This is a genomic window from Fictibacillus terranigra (assembly GCF_030412265.1).
Taxonomy (GTDB): Bacteria; Bacillota; Bacilli; order Bacillales; family Fictibacillaceae; genus Fictibacillus_C; species Fictibacillus_C terrinigri.
Window position 1 is genome coordinate 1,152,534 of record NZ_JAUHLN010000002.1, and the last position, 20,312, is coordinate 1,172,845.

General features: G+C 43.2%; 27 protein-coding genes and 2 pseudogenes. 4 read left to right on the top strand and 25 right to left on the bottom strand.

Annotation, left to right across the window (positions count from 1 at the left end):
- Nucleotides 1-586: 586 nt before the first annotated feature.
- Together QYF49_RS13815 and QYF49_RS13820 are read left to right on the top strand one after the other, a co-directional pair.
- Complete coding sequence (locus QYF49_RS13815; RefSeq protein ID WP_290400151.1) at nt 587-1,738, top strand: cation:proton antiporter; 1,152 nt, start codon at nt 587-589, stop codon at nt 1,736-1,738.
- 377 nt (nt 1,739-2,115) lie between these two features.
- Nucleotides 2,116-2,346, top strand: coding sequence for a hypothetical protein (locus tag QYF49_RS13820; protein WP_290400152.1), 231 nt, complete (start codon nt 2,116-2,118; stop codon nt 2,344-2,346).
- A gap of 17 nt (nt 2,347-2,363) precedes the next feature.
- On the opposite strand, the gene QYF49_RS13825 is transcribed toward QYF49_RS13820, so the two are convergent.
- From QYF49_RS13825 to QYF49_RS13865, 9 genes and pseudogenes are all read right to left on the bottom strand, one after another.
- Complete coding sequence (locus QYF49_RS13825; protein WP_290400153.1) at nt 2,364-3,068, bottom strand: YjjG family noncanonical pyrimidine nucleotidase; 705 nt, start codon at nt 3,066-3,068, stop codon at nt 2,364-2,366.
- The gene (locus QYF49_RS13830; protein ID WP_290400154.1) at nt 3,065-3,532 is read right to left on the bottom strand and encodes a DMT family transporter; all 468 of its coding nucleotides are present in this window, start codon (nt 3,530-3,532) and stop codon (nt 3,065-3,067) included. Before QYF49_RS13830 ends, QYF49_RS13825 begins: the two co-directional genes overlap by 4 nt.
- Nucleotides 3,533-3,552: 20 nt before the next feature.
- Nucleotides 3,553-4,251, bottom strand: coding sequence for a Crp/Fnr family transcriptional regulator (locus QYF49_RS13835; protein WP_290400155.1), 699 nt, complete (start codon nt 4,249-4,251; stop codon nt 3,553-3,555).
- A gap of 25 nt (nt 4,252-4,276) precedes the next feature.
- A complete protein-coding gene (locus tag QYF49_RS13840; protein ID WP_290400156.1) occupies nt 4,277-4,702 on the bottom strand; it encodes a DMT family transporter in 426 nt (141 codons plus the stop codon).
- A 128-nt stretch (nt 4,703-4,830) separates the two neighbouring features.
- Nucleotides 4,831-5,313, bottom strand: coding sequence for a DinB family protein (locus tag QYF49_RS13845; RefSeq protein WP_290400157.1), 483 nt, complete (start codon nt 5,311-5,313; stop codon nt 4,831-4,833).
- 195 nt (nt 5,314-5,508) lie between these two features.
- A complete protein-coding gene (locus QYF49_RS13850; RefSeq protein ID WP_290400158.1) occupies nt 5,509-5,868 on the bottom strand; it encodes a VOC family protein in 360 nt (119 codons plus the stop codon).
- A 12-nt stretch (nt 5,869-5,880) separates the two neighbouring features.
- Nucleotides 5,881-6,337, bottom strand: a pseudogene (locus QYF49_RS13855) (AraC family transcriptional regulator).
- A 179-nt stretch (nt 6,338-6,516) separates the two neighbouring features.
- The gene (locus QYF49_RS13860; protein ID WP_290400159.1) at nt 6,517-7,071 is read right to left on the bottom strand and encodes a TVP38/TMEM64 family protein; all 555 of its coding nucleotides are present in this window, start codon (nt 7,069-7,071) and stop codon (nt 6,517-6,519) included.
- Between the two features lie 116 nt (nt 7,072-7,187).
- The gene (locus QYF49_RS13865; RefSeq protein ID WP_425589574.1) at nt 7,188-8,483 is read right to left on the bottom strand and encodes an alkaline phosphatase; all 1,296 of its coding nucleotides are present in this window, start codon (nt 8,481-8,483) and stop codon (nt 7,188-7,190) included.
- A 70-nt stretch (nt 8,484-8,553) separates the two neighbouring features.
- Here QYF49_RS13865 and QYF49_RS13870 point away from each other — a divergent pair.
- Nucleotides 8,554-8,819, top strand: a pseudogene (locus tag QYF49_RS13870) (chromate transporter); the annotation flags it as partial.
- Nucleotides 8,820-8,922: 103 nt separating this feature from the next.
- Here QYF49_RS13870 and QYF49_RS13875 read toward each other — a convergent pair.
- The 9 genes from QYF49_RS13875 to QYF49_RS13915 form a co-directional block, all read right to left on the bottom strand.
- The gene (locus tag QYF49_RS13875; protein ID WP_425589575.1) at nt 8,923-9,129 is read right to left on the bottom strand and encodes a helix-hairpin-helix domain-containing protein; all 207 of its coding nucleotides are present in this window, start codon (nt 9,127-9,129) and stop codon (nt 8,923-8,925) included.
- Complete coding sequence (locus QYF49_RS13880; RefSeq protein WP_354005839.1) at nt 9,129-9,461, bottom strand: dienelactone hydrolase family protein; 333 nt, start codon at nt 9,459-9,461, stop codon at nt 9,129-9,131. Before QYF49_RS13880 ends, QYF49_RS13875 begins: the two co-directional genes overlap by 1 nt.
- Before the next feature lie 4 nt (nt 9,462-9,465).
- Nucleotides 9,466-9,708, bottom strand: coding sequence for a dienelactone hydrolase family protein (locus QYF49_RS13885; RefSeq protein WP_290400160.1), 243 nt, complete (start codon nt 9,706-9,708; stop codon nt 9,466-9,468).
- Nucleotides 9,709-9,768: 60 nt separating this feature from the next.
- Nucleotides 9,769-9,918, bottom strand: a complete 150-nt coding sequence (locus QYF49_RS13890) for a hypothetical protein (RefSeq protein ID WP_290400161.1) — start codon at nt 9,916-9,918, stop codon at nt 9,769-9,771.
- Nucleotides 9,919-10,012: 94 nt separating this feature from the next.
- Nucleotides 10,013-10,204: a hypothetical protein gene (locus tag QYF49_RS13895; RefSeq protein WP_290400162.1), complete on the bottom strand. Its 192-nt coding sequence runs from the start codon at nt 10,202-10,204 to the stop codon at nt 10,013-10,015.
- On the bottom strand, nt 10,201-10,947 hold the full coding sequence (locus QYF49_RS13900; RefSeq protein ID WP_290400163.1) for a type II toxin-antitoxin system SpoIISA family toxin: 747 nt from the start codon (nt 10,945-10,947) through the stop codon (nt 10,201-10,203). The genes QYF49_RS13895 and QYF49_RS13900 overlap by 4 nt, the downstream gene beginning before the upstream one ends.
- A 468-nt stretch (nt 10,948-11,415) precedes the next feature.
- Nucleotides 11,416-11,976: a hypothetical protein gene (locus QYF49_RS13905; protein ID WP_290400164.1), complete on the bottom strand. Its 561-nt coding sequence runs from the start codon at nt 11,974-11,976 to the stop codon at nt 11,416-11,418.
- Nucleotides 11,977-11,999: 23 nt separating this feature from the next.
- Entirely contained in the window at nt 12,000-13,004 is a 1,005-nt protein-coding gene (locus tag QYF49_RS13910) for a hypothetical protein (protein ID WP_290400165.1), read from the bottom strand.
- A gap of 160 nt (nt 13,005-13,164) precedes the next feature.
- Nucleotides 13,165-13,926 (bottom strand): alpha/beta hydrolase, encoded by a 762-nt coding sequence (locus tag QYF49_RS13915; protein ID WP_290400166.1) that lies wholly within the window; start codon nt 13,924-13,926, stop codon nt 13,165-13,167.
- Between the two features lie 199 nt (nt 13,927-14,125).
- Here QYF49_RS13915 and QYF49_RS13920 point away from each other — a divergent pair, with 199 nt between their 5' ends.
- Nucleotides 14,126-15,328: an aminotransferase-like domain-containing protein gene (locus QYF49_RS13920; RefSeq protein WP_290400167.1), complete on the top strand. Its 1,203-nt coding sequence runs from the start codon at nt 14,126-14,128 to the stop codon at nt 15,326-15,328.
- A 41-nt stretch (nt 15,329-15,369) separates the two neighbouring features.
- Here QYF49_RS13920 and QYF49_RS13925 read toward each other — a convergent pair whose 3' ends face one another.
- The 7 genes from QYF49_RS13925 to QYF49_RS13955 form a co-directional block, all read right to left on the bottom strand.
- The gene (locus QYF49_RS13925) at nt 15,370-16,059 is read right to left on the bottom strand and encodes an N-acetylmuramoyl-L-alanine amidase (RefSeq protein ID WP_290400168.1); all 690 of its coding nucleotides are present in this window, start codon (nt 16,057-16,059) and stop codon (nt 15,370-15,372) included.
- A gap of 290 nt (nt 16,060-16,349) precedes the next feature.
- Complete coding sequence (locus QYF49_RS13930; protein ID WP_290400169.1) at nt 16,350-17,078, bottom strand: amino acid ABC transporter ATP-binding protein; 729 nt, start codon at nt 17,076-17,078, stop codon at nt 16,350-16,352.
- A complete protein-coding gene (locus QYF49_RS13935) occupies nt 17,075-17,719 on the bottom strand; it encodes an amino acid ABC transporter permease (RefSeq protein ID WP_290400170.1) in 645 nt (214 codons plus the stop codon). The genes QYF49_RS13930 and QYF49_RS13935 overlap by 4 nt, the downstream gene beginning before the upstream one ends.
- 59 nt (nt 17,720-17,778) lie before the next feature.
- Entirely contained in the window at nt 17,779-18,537 is a 759-nt protein-coding gene (locus QYF49_RS13940; protein ID WP_290400171.1) for a transporter substrate-binding domain-containing protein, read from the bottom strand.
- Nucleotides 18,538-18,865: 328 nt separating this feature from the next.
- Nucleotides 18,866-19,288, bottom strand: coding sequence for a VOC family protein (locus QYF49_RS13945; RefSeq protein ID WP_290400172.1), 423 nt, complete (start codon nt 19,286-19,288; stop codon nt 18,866-18,868).
- 105 nt (nt 19,289-19,393) lie between these two features.
- Nucleotides 19,394-19,840 (bottom strand): DUF5085 family protein, encoded by a 447-nt coding sequence (locus QYF49_RS13950; protein WP_290400173.1) that lies wholly within the window; start codon nt 19,838-19,840, stop codon nt 19,394-19,396.
- Nucleotides 19,837-20,298 (bottom strand): DUF5085 family protein, encoded by a 462-nt coding sequence (locus tag QYF49_RS13955; RefSeq protein WP_290400174.1) that lies wholly within the window; start codon nt 20,296-20,298, stop codon nt 19,837-19,839. The genes QYF49_RS13950 and QYF49_RS13955 overlap by 4 nt, the downstream gene beginning before the upstream one ends.
- Nucleotides 20,299-20,312: the final 14 nt, after the last annotated feature.

Consider the following 20,312-nt stretch of genomic DNA (forward strand, 5'->3'; position numbering starts at 1 on the left):
CTCCCAAAACATGTTAACATCCTGCAGAAGAAGATGTCTTATATAACTTGCTCTAGATACAATCGTTTATTCGAGTTGGAGAGCTTTGTCATTGATATCCACCGGCTATCGAGTGCAGTTTTTTCCATCTCCATTCATCTGTCTACATCTTCCGTAAACAAGCATCCATTGAGGTTTCATCCCCAATGCTCCATGATCAATACATTTCATACTTGCCTTTACTACCAATGACCGTTTTTTCTCAAGATCCCATCGGGCTTCATTTTTATATGGCTCTGAAATATCCTCCCGTCTTCTTCGAATTCCCACTTTTGAGCATGAATATGATCGATTGCCGTTTGGCAATAATAAATGTGAAGATCCACAGGGTTTGGCTGTTCCTCTCTAGTTAGATTCTTCTTACATTATTTCGCTGCATCCAAATAAAAAAATCAACTCTTTTTGTAAAAACTCTGCCGATATGGTATACTATAGGTAACAAAATAAACGGGAAGACTTGGAGGAGCCTGTCACCAAAGGGATTACTATGCCCTTGGTGACAGGCTCCTTTTGTGTTTATTACTCCTATTGGAAGGTGGTCATTTATATGATATTACTGCAAATCGCCATCATTTTAATCGCTTCCAAGCTGGCGGGGAGCTTTAGCGTAAGGTTCGGTCAGCCATCTGTTCTTGGCAAACTGATTATCGGGATCATTCTGGGACCAGCGGTATTGGGATGGATCAATGAAACGGAAACATTAACAGAATTTAGTCAAATCGGTGTCATTTTACTGATGTTTATTGCCGGGCTGGAATCCGACGTGGATGAGTTTAAACGAACAGGTAAAGCCTCAACATTTGTGGGCTTTGGGGGAATCATCGTTCCTCTCGCACTAGGATATGCGGCAGGTATGGCAATGCATTTATCTGTTATGGAATCTCTCTTCTTAGGATTGGTCCTCTCTGCAACAAGCGTAAGTATTTCTGTACAGGCACTCAAGGAAATGAATAAGTTAAAAACTCCGGAAGGAATCACCATCCTGGGAGCAGCAGTCATTGATGATGTGGTCATCATCATCGCTTTGGCAATTTTGATGAGTTTTTCCGGCGGTGACGTGAATCTTTCGATGGTTATCCTGAAGAAAGTTTTATTCTTTGTGATTGTCGTTCTTGCAGGATGGAAGATCGTTCCTTTATTCTTGAAGAAATTTTCTTCTCTAAAAGTGACAGAAACAGTGATATCTTCAGCTCTTATCATTTGCTTTGTTTTTGCATATTTCGCTGAATATACTGGTGTTGCTGCCATCATTGGTGCGTATATTGCCGGTGTGGCCATAAGTGTAACAAACTTTAAGCACGAAGTGTTTGAAAAGGTCGAAACCATTGGATATTCTATTTTTGTTCCTATTTTCTTTACTTCCATTGGTATAACAGCAGAGTTTTCAGGGATTATGGAAAATATGGGTCTTATCGTTACCCTTAGTTTAATCGCGATCCTTACAAAATTAATCGGAGCTTCAATCGGAGCAAAAGCGGCTGGATTCGGCTGGAACAGCTCATTGGGGATTGGTGCAGCCATGATCTCCCGCGGTGAGGTAGCGTTAATCATTTCCGCTATCGGATTAGAAACGAAGCTATTGAGCCAGGAAATGTTTACTGTGATTGTTGTCGTTGTTCTTGTCACCACTATTGTAACACCGCCTATGATGAAAGTCTTTTTCAAATCCACTGCTCAAAAGGAAAACAATATCGCGTAGAAATAAAAAATGGACGGCCGCTGCCGTCCCGCTTTGATTCGATTTAAGCTTCGCCCTCTCTGCCTGGAAGAAAAGGCGGTAAACTGAGGGCCAACGATCGCGAATAAAATCAGACCCCCTATATCGGTAAAATCAATGTGCTTAAAATCATTCAAAAAGGTTCAAGTTACAGACTCTATCGTTATGGTCGTGACTGTTATTACTGTAGTAATCACTCATAATCTATCAATAGGGGTTATGTTCGGGATCATACTGAGTGCAATCTTCTTTGCCTCTTAGATTTCGAAAGTAAAGGTAGCCAAAGTGATCGGTACCGTGCCAAATAAGACAATTTACCAAGTTTCTGGACAGCTTTCTTTGCTTCTGTTACCGGTTTTGTGAATAGTTTTGATTTCAGAGAAAATGAAGCGGAAGTTGATATTGATTTTTCAAACGCCCACTTATGGGACGATTCGGCTGTTGGAGCCGTAGACCGGGTGGTCATGAAATTTCATCAGTCTGGTATTGCCGTAAACCTGAAAGGGCTGAATTCAGAGAGCAGCAACCTTCTTGACAATCTGGCGATTCATAGCCGTGCTGAAAGCCTTGAAAGAGTCTCTAATCTTTAATGCAAAAAACACGTTGTTCACACAACGTGTTTTTTTATGCCCAAAATAGAATACAGCTCATCAAGCCTTTGGATTTCATAGGCAGGCTTCGTATCGGTTGAATTCCGATTTTTATTTGGATTATACCAGCAAGTGTCGAGCCCGGCCATTTGGCCGCCTTTCATGTCCGCGTTCAGTGAATCACCGATGATGAGTCCATGTTCTAAAGAAAAATTCGGGATGCGCGCGAAAACATAATCGAAGTATTCCTTCATTGGTTTTTGATAACCTGTATCCTCGGAAACAAAGATTCCCTTAAACAGGGGGTGCAAGCCAGAACCTCTCAGGCGTTTCTCCTGTGTCCTGGAAACTCCGTTCGTAACGATATACAGATCAAAGTGATCCTGAAGTGAAGCAGCCAGCTCCAAAGCCCCTTCGATCAGCTGGTTTCCTTCACTTAAAAACTCACGATAGATTCCTTCCAGGACAACTCCGTCCGCCTCATGGCCATACTCTTTGAATAACATAGAAAAACGCGTGTTCAGAAGCTCATCACGGTCCAGCTTTCCTTCCTCAAACGCTCTCCATAGGCCCTTGTTGATTTTTTTATAACGTGTTTCAAGCTCAGTCGTAAACGAAATCCTTTGGTTTTCACATAACAAGCGAAGGGCCGCACTTTCAGCAGCGTCAAAATCTAACAGGGTATTATCGACATCAAATAACAAGGTTTTGTATTTTTTCATGAGGCTTTCTCCGATTGCTGTGACTCTTGCTGTCCGCTGAATTTAAATACGAGGATGCCGCCAATGATAATGAGTACACCAAGCAGCTCCTTCAAAGTGAAAGGTACAGGTTTCAAACCCATCGCACCTATAGAGTCTAAGAAAAGGGCAAAACCAAGCTGTGAGGCGAGAACAATCGAAATGGCTATCGTTGGACTGAGCCGTTTCAGCCCCTGTACAACACAGGTAACCACGCCAACACCGATCACCCCGCTGAACCAATACCAGGTTTGCATATGATGCAGACGGAATAATTGCTTCCCTTCAAAAAGAAGGCCAAGTGTAAATGATGCTAAGAACCCGAGCCCCAAAACTAAAACATTGGTCGCCCATGATCCGGCATGTTCATTGACTTTACTGTTGAAGATATTTTGCAGGCCAACGAGTGAGCCTGCGATCAATGCAAAGATGATCCCTAAAAGCATACCCTTCTCTCCCGCTTTCTTTATTCATAAATATTATCATTCGCCAGTCTTCTCAAGCCTTCCCGGTCTTTAACCAAAATCCCTTTACTGTTCCGATCAACCAGACCTTCATTGCAAAATTGCCGGATCACCCGGTTCATATGCCTGTAGCTCGTTCCGATCAGGTTCGCGGCATCCTTAAGGCTTCCTGCACTGTGCTGTCCAGTTAACAAGGAATTCGATTCATCAAAAGAGACCGACAGCAGGTAGCTGGCCAATCTGACTTCGACAGGATACAGCAGATTAAACCGCAAAGAATTGGACTTCACATAAAATTTATCTGTAATGATCTTCAGCAAAAATTGCAGGAAAGCCGAATCTTCACTTGCATATTTTTTCAGCCAGCGCTGATGAACCCCGATCATCGTGACAGGGGATACCGCCTCGACGGTGTTCACGGTATCCGTTCCCCTTACGTATTCAATATCCCCAATCAGTTCAAGCGGTGTCTTAAACGATAGGATGAGTGTTTTACCCTCTGGAGAGGTCGTAAACACTTTTACTTTTCCTTTTACAAGAACGTAGAGATATTCCGACGGTTCTCCCTGTGAACAAATGTTTTCACCACGGTTGAATTGATAAAGCTTCAAATGCGGCATCAATTGCGGATTAAACAGACAGTCGATCTTATATGCACGCATAAAAGAATTCAGCTGCTCACGATTCTTTATTTCTTTCATCCAACTAACCTCCAGCGGGTAAATATCACATGCTTAATATGAGCACACCTGCTACCATCATACCAATACCGATAAACTGAGGCAGCCTCATTCGCTGTTTCGTGACGCCGAACCAGCCGCAGGTGTCCGTCAGAAACGCTACACTCAGCTGCGCGATCAACAGCGCGGAGATGGTCAGCGTCACGCCGACCTTGTGGATGGCTGTCACATTACTGAAGATAACAACCGCAGCAAAAGTTCCTCCGAACAAATACATCGGTTTCACACGCTTGAAATTTTGCCATGTCCGGTCACGGAATGAGACCATCAAAACGACCGCCAGGATAAATCCTGTCATCTGGGTGATGGTTGCCGCTTGCCATGTGCCGATATCCTGGCTGATCCGCGAATTGGCCACCCCTTGCAGAGTAATAAAAATACCGCCAAACAATGCAAAAAGTATTCCCTTCATCCTATCTCTCCCCTATCTGATATACAGCTTTATTATCAGGGATATCAATGGAAAAGGGGAAGGACATATGTCCCGGCAATGGTAAAAAACAAAAAAAGAGCTGTTTTCGGTTAACAGCTCCCCAACTGCTATTTTATTTTCATGCTAAGTCCCCGATTAATGAGGTTGGCGCTAACCGGCTTTTTCCCTATTTCCCGCGCCCAAACAGACAGCTGCCCGATGTGATGAATTTCATGGGCGATCACGTGACGCATGATTTCTCCATGGGTGAATATGACTTTGGTTCCGTCCGGCCGCATATCCTGAAGGATTCGGTCTTCCATGCCATCGTTCCAGGCTAGTAGAAAGTTTCCTACTTCAGGCTTAAATTCAGCATCCAGTTTACGCACCTTTTCAAGTGACCGGTAACCATCAAAGCTCTCCTGAAAATCCGGTTTCTCCTGCATCCCCCGAATCCAGCTCCACTCCACATCAATGATATGAAAAAGGGTATGTAAGATCCCTCCCACTCCTCCAATGCGTGCCTTAAGCAGCTCATCCTGTGGAACATCCTCACACCATTTATACCAATCTTCCCTGACTTGCCAGTTGTAATGAAACAACGTCTTCATGACTCTGCCTCCTTATCCAGACGGAACTCAATGAGCCAGCAATCCCTCTTACCGTCCAGTTTCTGTCGATTACTGTCCACTTTTTGTCGATCACAGTCCACTTTTTACAGTTTACGTGCGACTTTTCCCAATTTACATGCCAAACACAGCACGTTACATGCACTTAGGAATATACAAGAAACTACTCCTTTTAACTCAACTGCTAGAACATGTCACTTCAAACAAAATGTCGTTCAGTGCATGGAAATAAAAGGTATACCCGCCCCGGATCACTCTTGGATGATTGCCAACAGAAATATCCGCGGCTTTTAGCTGTCCGTAGATTTCATCCACTTTTTCGTTCGTGTCCACATAAAATCCTACATGAAAACCATGTGGATATTTCGGAGGGTCTTCTCCCGTACAGCTAAGTACAAGAATAAATCCGTACCCGTCATCCAGCACTCTGATTACGTGGCTATTATCCATTGTTGTTTGAAAGCCAAAAAATTCTTCAAAAAAATGCTGTGCTTCAGCTAAATCATTCACACAAAGATTCAAATGGTTTAGCTTCATGCTCCACCTACCTCACCCGCATTTTTTTATGGGAACGAACAGATCGATCTTGCATCTCCCTTCCGGATCCTCTGCAGGATTATTCAGGTTAAATTCCAAATTATGACGAGTAAAATCAGGCTCATACATATTGGCTGGCAGCCATTCAGGATATATGAACTGAGATGCAGGATTCAGCTTATCCGCTGTGTCATAAAAGGAATACACCGCATACGATCCGCCATCCAATGTCTTAAATGAAACCCAGGATGCTGTTCCTTTTGAAAATCGACTGGAATAGTCACACAGGCATCGTGAAGGCATTCCTGCGCTTCAACGACCGCGGGATTATCAAAAGAGATTCCGATAAACTGCTGCGTTGGGGGGACCAACTCATTGCCGATCGCCCATTGAAACAATTTCTCCCAATGCTCCGGAAGCTCAAAATATGAGCCGATTCGTCTAAATACGCAACTTCAACTTCCTGCAATTCTTTTACCCGCTACTTTCATCATCCATTCCCCTTAACTGTTATAGTCCTCATTAAATTTTCGCCAAAGCCACATCAATCCCTTCCTCCCTACTATGAGGCTATGTTTTCCCCAACAAAAAAAGACACCAGGATGAGTTCTCCCGATGTGTTTTTTAGGTATTTTCCCAACATGAGCCTTACCGTGTTTTAAGCCTTTTCCACACCAGTCCGACGAGAATGCAGGAAATGATGGCTGTAAACAGCTTGCCTTCCCACGTCCAATGAATGACCTGATAAACCGAATATCCTTCAATCAATAGGGCCGGTACTTTACCAATTGAACTGGCAGCCACAAATATAAGAAGAGAGGTCTTTCCAATGGCGGCGATGAACGTGACAAGGCCTGACGGGACAAACGGGAGAATTCTAAGAGCCAGAATCAACAAGAACGATTCTTTTCCTTCAGCTTTCAGTAATTGTTTTACTTTCGGATGAGAAAATCCTTTTCGATCAGCCAATCTTCGGAAACCTTTTCTATACAGGAGGAACGAGATAATGGCTCCGAACGCCTCACCGATAAATGATACAGCCATCCCTTCCCAGAGTCCGAACACGGCAAGGTTAGCAGCTGTTACAAACACACTGGGAACGACACCCAAAACACTGACAAAAATATTAACCGCTATACTTACCATAAATGCAATATGATCGCAGGCGGTAAGCAACTCGATCATGAAATCCTTTAATTGCATATCGATTCGTCCCTATTTTGAGTTTACAAAAAGTATATAAATACCATCTCATAGAGTCAATCAAATCGAATAAAAAACGCCCAGAAGGTTCTGGGCGTTTTTTACCATGCTTTTATCTATTTATTAAGACCCATCGCGTCTCTCATCGCCTTAAAGATGTTAGTGTTCTCGTACGTACCTTCCAGTTTTTCTGCCCCAGGCCCTTGAGCGGTCAGCGGTACTGATTGACCGCCATGTTCTTGAGTAGTCCAGTCAAGTGTGAATTTTTGATTAGAGTGAGCAGCCGTATATGGACCGTCCTCCTTGGACGTATGGTCGCCACTTTCATCCTGCGGGTCCACTTCTTCAATGGATAAACCGCCGCATTCATGGTCAGCCGCAACGAGTACAAGGGTATCAGGATGCTCTTTCGCATACTCTTGTGCGATTTGTACAGATTTGTCCAGTTGCTCGCCAGCTTTCATCATCAGCTTGCCGTTGTTTTCATGAGACATTTCATCCGTTCCTTCCTCTTCAACCATAAGGAAGAATCCTTTTTGATTTTGAGAAAGTGTATCGATCGCTTTTTTCGTCATGTCAGGCAACGGTACGACGGGATCGTAGAGGTCGCCTTCACCTTCTGGATTTTGTTCGAACATTTCTTCATTGGCAAAAAGACCAAGCAATCGATGGCTTTTCGAACCTTCAAGCTCTTCTTGATTTGTCACATAGTCATAACCAAGTTTTTCTGCCTTTTCAACCAGATTTCCATGTGTTCCTTGGCTGGCTTCCTCATTGTCTTTTGCCGGGTGATCCTGAAATTCCCCTTCCTCGCCTTTAGGGTACCAGTAATCTTCACCACCGCCAAGAAGGACATCGACCTTGCTGTTTTCCAGGTATTGTTTGGCAATGTCACTTTGCTTTTTACGATCGGCTACATGCGCGCCTAAGGAAGCAGGGGTAGCATCAGTAATTTGACTGGTAGTCACAAGTCCTGTTGACTTCCCAGCCTCACTGGCCAATTCCAGCACAGATTTTACTGGTTTTTTATTTTCATCTACTCCAATTGCTCCGTTAAAAGTTTTGACTCCTGTTGCCATAGCCGTTCCTGCCGCTGCAGAATCAGTGACAACGGATGTTGAATGTGTATGAACATTTCCTGAATACGGCATTTTGTTCATCGCGAGCTCACCATTCATACCTTCAGCAGCTAAACGGATGGCTTCCCTGTGAGAAGCACCCATACCGTCTCCAACAAACATGATGACATTTTTCGCTTTATTCGGGGATGCGTTTCTTTTTTCTTTTGCATCCGCCATATGATTCATACCAAAAGATGTAATCAGTGCTAATGAAAGTGTTGCAGCAGCGATTGTCTTCTTTTTCAATACTTCCACTCCCCTTTTCTCTGATGTGCCTCCATTGTAGGACATAGGTGTAAAGGGGCAATAAAGGTTTTGTAACGATAAAAAGAAGTTTTGTTAACGAATTGTAAAGCCGTGGATTTTCATGCCCGCCTTCCTGCTCGTTTCTGGCACCCTTCCTTTTTGAAATGCATTACGCACAACCCGAACGTAAAAGGAGCCTTCATGGGTGCGAACGCTTCGGTGGTGGGTATTTTAATCTCGGCTTTTTACTTACCCATTTGGACGGGTTCCATTTTGGCGCCGATCGACTTCGCTTTGGCCGGATTGCTTGCAGGCTGCCACCGTGGATGATCGTTGCTCTTAGGGATTGTGGGAGGAACCTTACTGTCTTATGCTTCATGAGGATTTCAAGATTCTGATAAATAATCTTCCTCGGGAAAATGGAGACAGGCATAAGTTGGATGATATGTGGAATATCTTTAAGTTCTGATGTTTGTATCCGCATTTATTTTTTAGCAAACGAGAGTCCTTTTTGAGCGAGGGCTACTCTCAATTGTTCCATCGTTTTCGGACCCATACCATGAAGTTTTGACACTTCAGCTTCGGTAAGATCCGTCAATTGTTCAAGCCCTGTTATACCTGCTCCAGCAAGCGCGCGCTGTGCCGGCTTCGACATTTTAAATGGAAAATGACTTTCAATATTTTGAGCCACTATAATCGCTCCTTTTTAAGAAATCGATCGAGATGATAAAAGGCATGATGTGCTGATTCTTCGTTAAAATTTGGTCCATAACAATCGCTAAATCCATGCTTTCCGTCAAATTTATAGATTTCAGCTTCTTTTTTCTTCAGCACTGTGATCAGCTCGTCCACAGCGAAGGATTTCTCCTCTTCCGGAAAAAATAACAAAACTGGGCACTGTGGAGAGATTTCTGTATAGTTTCGAATACGTGAACCGTAAAAACCAGCCATACCGTCCACTCCCTTTTCTTCACTGCATAACCAGGCGACGGTCGCCCCTACACTAAATCCGATAATAAAGATCTTTCTATGTAGTGGCGTTTACTTTCCTTAATGAATTCTTTGATTTCAAAGGAAGCCTTCGCAAAACATAAGCAAGATTCTCCTCACTATAATGAAAAGGGGTTTCCCGCCCCAATAGATTCGGCGAGATGACATCAAACTCCTGCTGAGAGAAGCATTCACAAACTTCTATCATGTGCTGGTTTAACCCATAAATTTCGTGAACAACGATGATTAATATATCCGTTTGATTCTGTATGATCAGCACATATTCAACCTCCCGAAAAAAACATAAAAAAGAAAGGGTTTACCCTCTCTAGTTAATGTATTATTTTCCGGCAATGAACGTCCACCGTTTTTTTCTCAAACTCTTTAAGAAAGACAGGATCGAATAGTTTTCTTCCTGCAAGGCTTTTTCATAATGAGACAAGGTCGGCTTAGGTCCTTGAATCCGTGAGACAAATCGTTTACTTTTCACAAACTCCCTCCAACGCCACGGAATGTTTGCTTTAGTATATGCAGCAAACCTCTCAGCATACAAAAAAAGACAGCGGATAGGCCCGCTGTCTTTGCTATTTTCGTTTAAAAGTGCCCCGTCTGGTTCCCTTTTGGATGATTCGTTCGTTCTCTTCCATGACCTGCATGGTGTGATGGCTGATGCCAACTTTCGGAAACTGAATTCTCGGCTTAAAAGTAATCCCTCTTCGCTCGCTGTTCTTCAGAGATACCGGCTGGCTCCCCATAAGATCGAGTCCGCTTGTCATTCATCATCACTCCTTTCCAGTGCTTGTACAAGAATATCGTAAGTAGCCAAAAGGATTCCGATTAAGGATCCATCGACATCACTTACTTTTGCGGTTGAAGAGATTTTTATCACATAAATCTCATCTTCAATATTAAAAGGATAAAACGCAAAGTTGTCTTCCTGATTATAGTATGCTTCAGCTCTTGATAACGTGGATTGGATCAGGCTCGCATTCGTATAAGCGGCCAGTGCTTCGTTCTTCTCTTGCGGGGTTTCAAAAGGCAATATAGTAAAGCTATGGCCTTCCTTTTCTACATACGACTGAAGAACGAGTTTCAGTCCATATAAATAATGTTCCTTATTTCCATAATACGCAGTGATCCCTTCCGTTTTCAAGATATACAGCGCATTATTTACTTTCGCCCGCAGATCGTCCAACAGCATCTGATTGTTCTCCACTGATCGCGTGATTCGTGCTAGTTCATTATTCCCGATTTTTTTCAGGTACAAACTCAGGAAGATGAAGGCGTCGATCAAGATGAACACCACGAGAACGACTAAATAGTTATCCCAATTTGTAAAAATGCTTTGAGGCTTTCCTGTCCAATAGATCAGGGCACCAAATATGTAGATGACATACCAAAGCTTCCGGATGGCATCCAATTTCTTTTCAGCTTTATCTTCATCATTCCAGTAATAAATAAGATAGGCTCCGATACCAAGGAAAATCAGCCAGACAATTATTCGAAAGAACCAAATCAAAGTCTCTTCCCCTCCAATTCCAAGCTGTCTTACATACCATTCCATTTGGGGTGTGAGAATTCCTTCCTGGTGCCATGGGATTGATCACTGGACAGGAAGAAGAATTGCATCAAATTCGAAATCATTGATTCTAATTCGAAACAATTGAACAAACTCCAGATAATTGAACCTTACTGAAGAGTCGGCTAACTCCACACGACCTTAACGTCAAACAGCTACCCCTTCCTTAATGTCCCCTGATGAAAAAACATCTGCCAGATCCCTTTTGCTTTCCTCCAAAGAGAACTTCTTAAGCTCTTCAGCCCATTGTTTCATCATTCAATTCATATGAGCGTGTACCACCTGATCAGAAAGCCTAAGAATTTCAAAGTGAGACACATTCATCACCGGCAAACCTAAATATGTTCTTTCCCAAAAAGCCTTATGGAAAAGAGCCCCAGATGGGCCATCCAGAGCTCCAGTATAGTTCTATTCTATATCTTTAAATGTTCCGGCGGGAACATCAAATGACCATTTTTTTCCGTCTTTTGCCTGAAGTGTTAATATAAATTCTTTGGCATCAATAATTCGGACTTCGCCATGTTTGCTTGGGGTCTTGTATTCTTTTTCTCCTATATACTTGCGTTTGTCACCTTCCGATCTGACGAAGACATAGCCTTGCTCGGGATCATTGATCAATGCGCCGGCTTCTACCGTCACGTTTTTACCTCCCATTTCTCCATTCTTGATCGGGCTGACCCAGCCATTTTTGAATTTAGCTTTATGGTCGTTTACCGGGTCTTCTACATGCGTCAGAATTTGAGCTGTCACCGCACGATCATGCTGAACAACAAGCGGCCCGTTTACTCCATCTTTCTTGGAGACGCTGTCATTGCGTGCTTTATCTTTATTCTGAGCTTTCCGCTCCATAATCTCTCTTTTTTCTTTTGGAAGACCATCATAAGTGTCAGAAGCAGACACATGGTAAAAAGCAACTCCTGCTCCAAACAAAACAGCTGTCGTTACAAGTGAAATTGCAATTTTTTTCATGTCTTTTCACCCCTCTACTGGAATTAATGCCAACGGATATCGGTTGATAGTATTGGATAATTGGTTGCAGACTTTGTTTTTGAATCACTGTATAGTTCGCTGTAAAGCTGGCTCCAGCCCTGGCTCGGCGTGTTATCGAGCTCCGAATGGCAACCTGTACTCGTACATGCAGCATATTGGGTTAAAGAAGCACTGAATCGCATTGGTTTAGCAGCAGTGACGGCAGAATATTTGGCAATATTCTGCCACTGTTCGGCCATGTCGCCGCTGTTATCATAAACTTCCGGAAGCGGCCATGCAGGGGATGCTCCCCAGGAAATATATTGAATATCTTTGTAGGTCCAGCCGTTATTGCACGAATAATTAATCGTGCCTGAGTTCAAGTTGGTATGATAGCATCCGTCCGCAGAACCATAATTATAGAGTGAATAGCTGTTAACAGAATCATAGCCGTTCACCCACTCAATGGTAGTCGATGCAGGATCGTACCCCGGTTCCATATCGTTGCCGCCATCTACTTCAACCTGATCTGAATAAGAATTCATGTTATTATGGCTGTTAATATCATCGATCATATTGGCAAAGTTCTGGCCGCCTTCATATGTTACGGTATAGGAGTTGTTCGTTCCGACAATGATATGAACCGTGGATAGTGAATCACTCGCTGTGCCTTTCCAATACCCGCGGGAGTATGCTTCAACGGCTGCCGCCACTTGAGTCAATGAAGCATCGGGCATCCCGAAAAGAGATAAACTCGTTGGCGAGGACTGTCCACCGAAATCGAGAATGACCATACTGTTCTGAGTTCCTGCTTTCTTATAATCCGCGAGGCCTTTTTGGTATCCCATATCATAAAGCGTCACGGTATCAACTGTATCCATATAATAGCTTTGCGCTGCCGGCGGCGGTGCGGAAGCGCTTACATTATTGACTGGCAGTATATATCCAAAACCAAGCATCACAACCATTGCTATTAAAACGAATACTTTACCCATGTACTGGCCACGTAACCCCACTTGCTTGTTCATCACAATCCCCTCTTCTTATTTGACTTAAAAGCAGCAAAACGTGCCTGCCCCCCCTTTTAGAAATTTTGTACATAAAAGGAATTCGTTCGAATTATTGTTTTTATTTACTATTTTATGATAATTTTCTAAAAATTATAAAAAGGAAGTTGACAATTTCTTATCAGCTTCCCTTACATTCTTCTTCCCACTCCAATTCTTCCAAAAATCGATACACGTCTTCATGCAGCCTTTCTTTTTCAGGTCCTCTCGTCACAAGATGCGGAGAGTTTTCATACCAGATGAGCGATTTTTGATCAGACGAGATCCTATCATAAAGAAGGTCCGCACTTTCCAGGTTGACGGGATGATCCTTACCCGCTTGTACAATGAGTGCCGGACATGCGATCTCCTGAATGTGGTTCCCTGCTTCCTCAATCACACCTTGTACGGTTCTCACCATTTCTGATGAGCTCGGCTGCAAGCTCAACCACTCTTCTTCAATCTGTTCGGCTGGAGTTCTCAGGATCGTTTTATATCTTCTCGTAAAAAGGCTGACGTGCTTCCTCAAGACTTCTTCGCTTTTCGGCTTAACTGGCGCACACATGGAAACGAGCCCTTTTACCGGAAAAGTATACGCCATCTGCAGCGCAAACACGCCGCCAAGGGAGAGGCCGACAACGGCAATCTCTTCATGACCTTGCTTTTGCAGAAAGCGATATCCGTCAACGACATTCTCCCACCACTGGCTGGCCCGAGTCGTGACCAATGTTTCAGGGGTTTCTCCATGGCCTTCATACAACGGGCCATGGCAGCTGTAGCCTTTCTTGTTCAAAAAACGGCCAAGCTCCCTTACATCCACGGTGTTTCCTGTAAATCCATGCAGCAGCAGGACAGCCCGGCTGCCCCCTCGAAAGGTAAACGATTTTGCTGGTACCATTTTCATAACTGTATCCTCCGATTCATTTCTCTCCTGATTTTACTCTATCACATCACAAACCAGTAGAATAATTCATGAACTGACCACTTAATTAGTAATTATTTGAAAATTCTCACATAATTTTATAGGAATTCATGAAATTCCATTGACTTTCAAATTAGAAAGAGTAAAATGTTCTTTAAAACTTTAAACTGAGGTGTCACTGTTGAAGTACTCATTTGCCAACCGTATTTATTCATTACAATCATCTGCCGTGAGAGATATTTTAAAAGTTGTAAACCAGGAAGGCGTCATTTCATTTGCCGGCGGCCTGCCGGATGATCAGCTGTTTCCATTGGAAGGCATTGAAGAAGCCTTTGCCAAAGTGTTTGCATCTGGAAGACACGCACTCCAATATATGGAAACGGAAGGATACCTGCCGCTTCGTGAAGTGATCATTGAGCGAATGGCTCGAAAAGGGATCAAGAACTACACCACCAAGGACGTGATGCTCACGACCGGTTCGCAGCAGGTCATCGACTTGTTTTCCCGTGTCATGCTGAATCCAGGGGACGTCATCCTGACGGAAGACCCTACGTATCTAGCAGCCCTTCAAGTGTTTAAATCCTATGAAGCACGTGTCATTGGTGTCGCTTCGGATGAGGACGGCATGATTCCTGAAGACTTGGCCCATAAAATCAAGGAATACAACCCAAAATGCATATACGTCGTTCCTACCTTCTCCAACCCTGCTGGAAAGGTCTGGTCTCTCGAACGCAGAAAACAGCTGCTTCATGCGGCACATAAGCATAAAATCGTTGTCCTGGAAGACGATCCGTACGGCGACCTTCAGTTCAACCGCGAGGAAACATACACTCCGCTTGCTGCATTGGACGATGGAACCTGTGTCCTGTACACGAGCACCTTTTCCAAAACGGCCGTACCCGCGCTTCGTACGGGCTGGGTCGCCGGGCCGTTCCAAATTGTCCGCATGATGTCGCAGGCCAAACAGGCAAATGATCTTCATTCCAACTCTCTGTCTCAGCAGGCCCTCTATCATTTCTGTACAGGATTTGATATGGATGGCCATATCAACCGCCTGATCACCGAATATGAGACACGGATGAACGTCATGTACCGCTGTTTGGAAGAAGCCAACCTTCCAGGATTGAAATTTACGAAACCAAAGGGCGGCATGTTCTTCTGGGTTGAGCTCGACGAACATGTAAATACGACGCTTCTTCTGCCGGAAGCAGTCTCCCGAGGTGTTGCGTATGTACCTGGCGAACCGTTCTTCGCCACCTTGCCAAAAGCGAATACATTGAGACTAAACTTTAGCCATCCGACGATTGAACAGATCGAGAGCGGAATCTCGGTAATGACTGGCCTGTTTAAAGAATCGCTGGAGAAGGATGTTGTTTATTCATAAGATGAAAAGGAACCCGGTGTCTATACCAGGTTCTTTTTGTGTTATTTCACCCGCAGGCTTTGTCCTACATAGATCGTGTAGTCACTGTCCAGGTTGTTCCATTGCTTGATTTTGGTTACTGAGGTGCTATAGGTCTTGCTCAAGGAATAAACAGTATCCCCTTTGATGACGGTATGATATACCGCTGTTGGCTTTTTGGTAAGTCTGAAGCTTTTCACGATCCCATTCACATGAGCACGTGCAATGCTGCTAATAAAAGAACTGGATTTTAATTTTGTGGCATCTGCTGGCGTATCGATAAATCCATTTTCTGTCAGCACCGCCGGCATGTTCGATTCCCGGAGCACATGAAAATCTGCCGTTTTCTTACCGCGGTCCCTGAAATCCGCTAAGTCGATGACGGCATCGTGAATGTTAGTGCGGTAAGTTGTGGTTGGTGCACTTGTGCCGGGATAAATATAACTTTCAAAGCCTGTCCCGCCGCCTGCATTGATATGAATGGATAGAAAATAATCGGCATCCCAGTTGTTGGCTGCATCGGTTCTTTCATCTAACGAGACGAATTCATCACTCGTTCGGCTCATCTTCACTTCCACATTATTATATTCAACCAACAGAATATTTTTGATCCGTGTAGCAATCTGCAGGGTGAGATTCTTCTCCTGAAGGCCATTGCCGATGGCTCCTGTATCACTGCCGCCATGCCCAGGGTCAATAAAGATTTTAACCATCTGCCAAACACTCCCCGCTAGTAACTTGAGAAAAGACTAATCTCATTCTCACTATTATTCTATGTAAAAAATCTAGTAAAGGTTTGGGCTGGTACACCCTATTGATTTACAAAACGGCTCTAAATAAAAGACGCCTCTGGTTCAAAAAATTCAAATAGCTTCAAGTACTCACTAAAACTTGGACATACTTATAGGATAGTGTAAATTCATTGTCTTATTATTTTTTTATACAAAAAGAACCCTGTTTAAACTTTAAACAGGGTTCTTTGTATATTTGGAGCTTCCTATCGTTATAACACTTTGCTTAAAAAGGATTTGGTTCTGTCATGCTGAGGGTTTCCAAACAATTCACTTGGCACGTTCTCTTCAACAATATAGCCGCCGTCCATGAATAACACACGGTCGCCCACCTCGCGGGCAAAACCCATTTCGTGTGTCACCACGACCATGGTCATCCCTTCTTGGGCTAATTGTTTCATGACTTCTAATACTTCCCCTACCATTTCGGGATCGAGAGCAGACGTCGGCTCATCAAACAGCATGATTTTTGGGTTCATCGCAAGCGCCCTCGCAATCGCCACACGCTGTTTCTGACCGCCTGACAATTCGCCTGGATAGCTGTTTGCTTTTTCTTTTAGTCCGACCTTTGCCAGCAGCTCCATACCTTTTTCATTCGAAACCGCCTTGGACACCGAACGTACTTTAATAGGTGCAAGTGTTACATTCTCAAGGACCGTCATGTGCGGAAAAAGGTTAAAGCTTTGAAACACCATTCCGATATCCTGTCTTACTTTATTAATATTAATTTTCGGATCCGTAATGTCCTGGCCTCTGATGATGACTTGTCCGTCCGTAATATCCTCCAATTTATTAAGGCAGCGGAGGAACGTACTCTTTCCTGAGCCTGAAGGACCAATCACACAAACTACTTCTTTTTCTTGAATTTCTGCATTGATATCTTTTAAAACTTCTAACGTTCCGAAAGATTTCTTTAGATTGCTCACTTGGATGATGCTCATCTTAATTCAAATCTCCTCTCGAGGAAGTTCGCCAGCAGGGAAAGAAGATAGATTAATATAAAGTAGATGACGCCAACAACAAACCAGATTTTAAAAGCCTCAAAGGTAGCCGATGTGGCAACTTCGCCTTGCTGTGTCAGATCGGCAATTCCAATGATCGATAACAGGGAAGTATCCTTTAAGCTAATAATGGCTTGGTTTGTAAAGGTCGGCAGCATTCTTCTGACCGCCTGCGGCAAAACGATGAAACGCATGTTCTGAGATCCCGTTAACCCGAGAGAGCGAGCCGCTTCGGTTTGCCCTTTATCGATGGATTGAATACCGGCCCGGATAATTTCAGCAAAGTACGCGCCAGCATTAAGGCCAACCGTTACAATTCCTGCTGTTGTCTTGTCCATGGAAATCCATTCGAAAGAGTTAAGCCCAAAATAGATAAAAAACAATTGCACCAGAATGGGTGTACCTCGGATGGCATCAATGTAAATTTTAGCGATCCAATTCAATGGTTTAACCGGCGAAAGACGAAGCAGCGCCATGATCAGGCCGATGATCAACCCTAAAATAAGTGATGCGATAAATATATAGACAGTAACTTGAAGCCCTTCCAGCAAATAAGGCATTGCTTTACTAATTGCATCCATAACATTTTCTCCTTTCAAAAATACGGCGCGCTAAAAGCGCGTCGTATTGGACTAACCTACTATTCTTTTAAATATTTTTTGACGATTTCGTCGTATTTGCCGCTTTTCTTTAAATCTTTAAGACCTTTGTTGATCTTTTTCAGCACTTCTTCGTTCTCGCCTTTCAGTACGGCAATACCGTATTGGTCACCATTTAAGCGGTCGCCTACAATCTTTAGGCCAAGATCCTTCTGTGCAATCGCATAGGCTACAACCGGATAATCTTCAATCAGCACATCGGCATTGCCATTGGCAACTTCCTGGAACATGGAAGGGCTGTCGTTAAATTGAACAACCTTAGCATTTTTCTTTTTCGCCAGGTCTTCGGCAAACTTGGCACCGGTTGTTCCTTTTTTAACCGCAATGGTTTTTCCTTTCAGATCATCCGGGGTTGTAATGTTATTGTTGTTCTTAGCTACGACAAGAGTAAGTCCGGCCTTAAAGTAAGGATCTGAGAAATCCACCACTTTTTTTCTTTCTTCCGTAATGCTCATACCCGCAATGGCAATGTCAAGCTCATTGGCTTGAAGGGCAGGGATAATCCCTTTAAAATCCATCGGCTCCAATTTGATTTTAAAGCCTTCTTTCTTAGCGATCTCAGTGATCAAATCAATATCGATCCCTTTTTGTTTACCGTTTTCTTCAAACTCAAACGGAGGGTAGGTGGTATCAACCCCAACTTTATACTCCTTGTTTTTGGCGTCTTCTTTACCTCCGCCACATGCCGCTAACAGCAGTGACAGGATCAAGACCAGACCGACTACACTTAGTTTTTTCATCGTAATCCTCCCCTATTATGTAAAATAAATCCCGACTTTTAGAATACCACAAATATAGAGAAAATAATGATAAATATTTTGCAGAAGGAGCTGACCAGATTCTGGTATCAGCTCTAGAGACAAAAAAAAGGCCGCTGAGCTGACTTTACACATTTTGTCGTGTAAATCAGTCCCAGAGACCGATTTTTAATTAGTGGGAGGGTGCACTTACCTTAACCTGCTGTTTTCCTAAATTTACCTGTTAATAAATTAAAAAACGCTTTAGGCACATTTTCAAAGCCTTACTTCCTTTTGCTAGCCAATCTTCATGACCTCCCTTTATTTAAAGTTACTCCCCAATCTCCCACGCTGGATTCCAGACGACTTCCCACAAGTGGCCATCAGGATCTTGGAAATGCCCTGAGTATCCGCCCCAGAACGCGTCATGCGGCGGGTCGGTGATCACAGCACCTGCTCTTTCAGTCTCTACCATCACCTTGTCCACTTCTTCCTTGCTGCCCACATTGTGGCCCAGCGTGAATTCTGCTGGGTTTGGCGTACCCTGAACAACTTTCGCTTCATGTGCAAGATCCGCCCGATTCCAAACGGCGAGCTTTATCCCTGATTCCAAGTCAAAGAAAGCCACCGCGCCATGCTCAAACTCTGTTCCGATAATTCCTTCTGTCTGAAATCCCAATCCGTCCCGATAGAATTTTACTGACCGTTCCAAATCATTGACACCTAACGTAATAACCGTAACTCGTGGTTTCATCTAAAAAACCTCCTTTAGGTTAGAGTTCATAAAAAACCCTGATATCTCTTGGTGGGAAAAATCAGGGTGATTTATACTTCAATAAGAATTTTTTTATATTTTTATTTATTCCTCACTAAACACCGAAATCTTTACGTCGACATACTGAATGGATTCATCACCTCCAAAGATATGATAGATAGGTGATGCTAAATTCAATTTGTTATCTACCATATATTGAAACAACTCAGCATAGACAAACTCCGTTAAGGTTTCGTAATTCCCTGTAAAACGCTTCATAAGCATCTCATCTACATAATAATAGCTTCTAAAGGTAAGAGATTCAGAGGAAGGAATTTTATCTTCATGAACAGGCATGAACAATTCAATATACATGTTTTCATCTGTCGGTATATTTTTTAACGCGTAAAACATGGGTCCCTTTATCGTTAAATGGACTTTTGCAATTTCTGATAATAGATCCTTAATTACGTCCTCCATCTCACTGTAATGGAAGAAATATTCCTTTGATACCACATTGGAGTAGGTTATGCTTTGATCTTCAGCTATCATAGGGCGGGCTCACCTACTTCTACAATAGGTGCATAGACATCCAGCCATGTTTCTCCAAATACATCCAAACAAACATGATAAAAGCTTGGATCGAGTGTAATACGATTCTTTTCCGCAGTCTCTTGAATCAATTGATACACTTCTTCTATGCTACCGTCTTCATCTGTAAAACGAACGCATAAAGCTTCCTCAATGACTAAAGCGTCAATATAATTATAGGCCGAACCTTTGTCTATTTCTACTCGGTCATTCACAGGTACAAAGTATGTGAATTTCGCAGAATCAGTATCATCCTCTAAGGCCTTGAATTTGAAAAGAACAGGCCCTACGGGATAGATTCCATTGTTTACGACCTGGCTCCTTAGAGCGATAGCCGGAAGCAGCCATTCCTCTTTTTTCACCACGTGAGTAATACTGATTAAGTTTAATAGCGATAAAGATTTATATTGAACTTTCAATAAGACCACTCCTC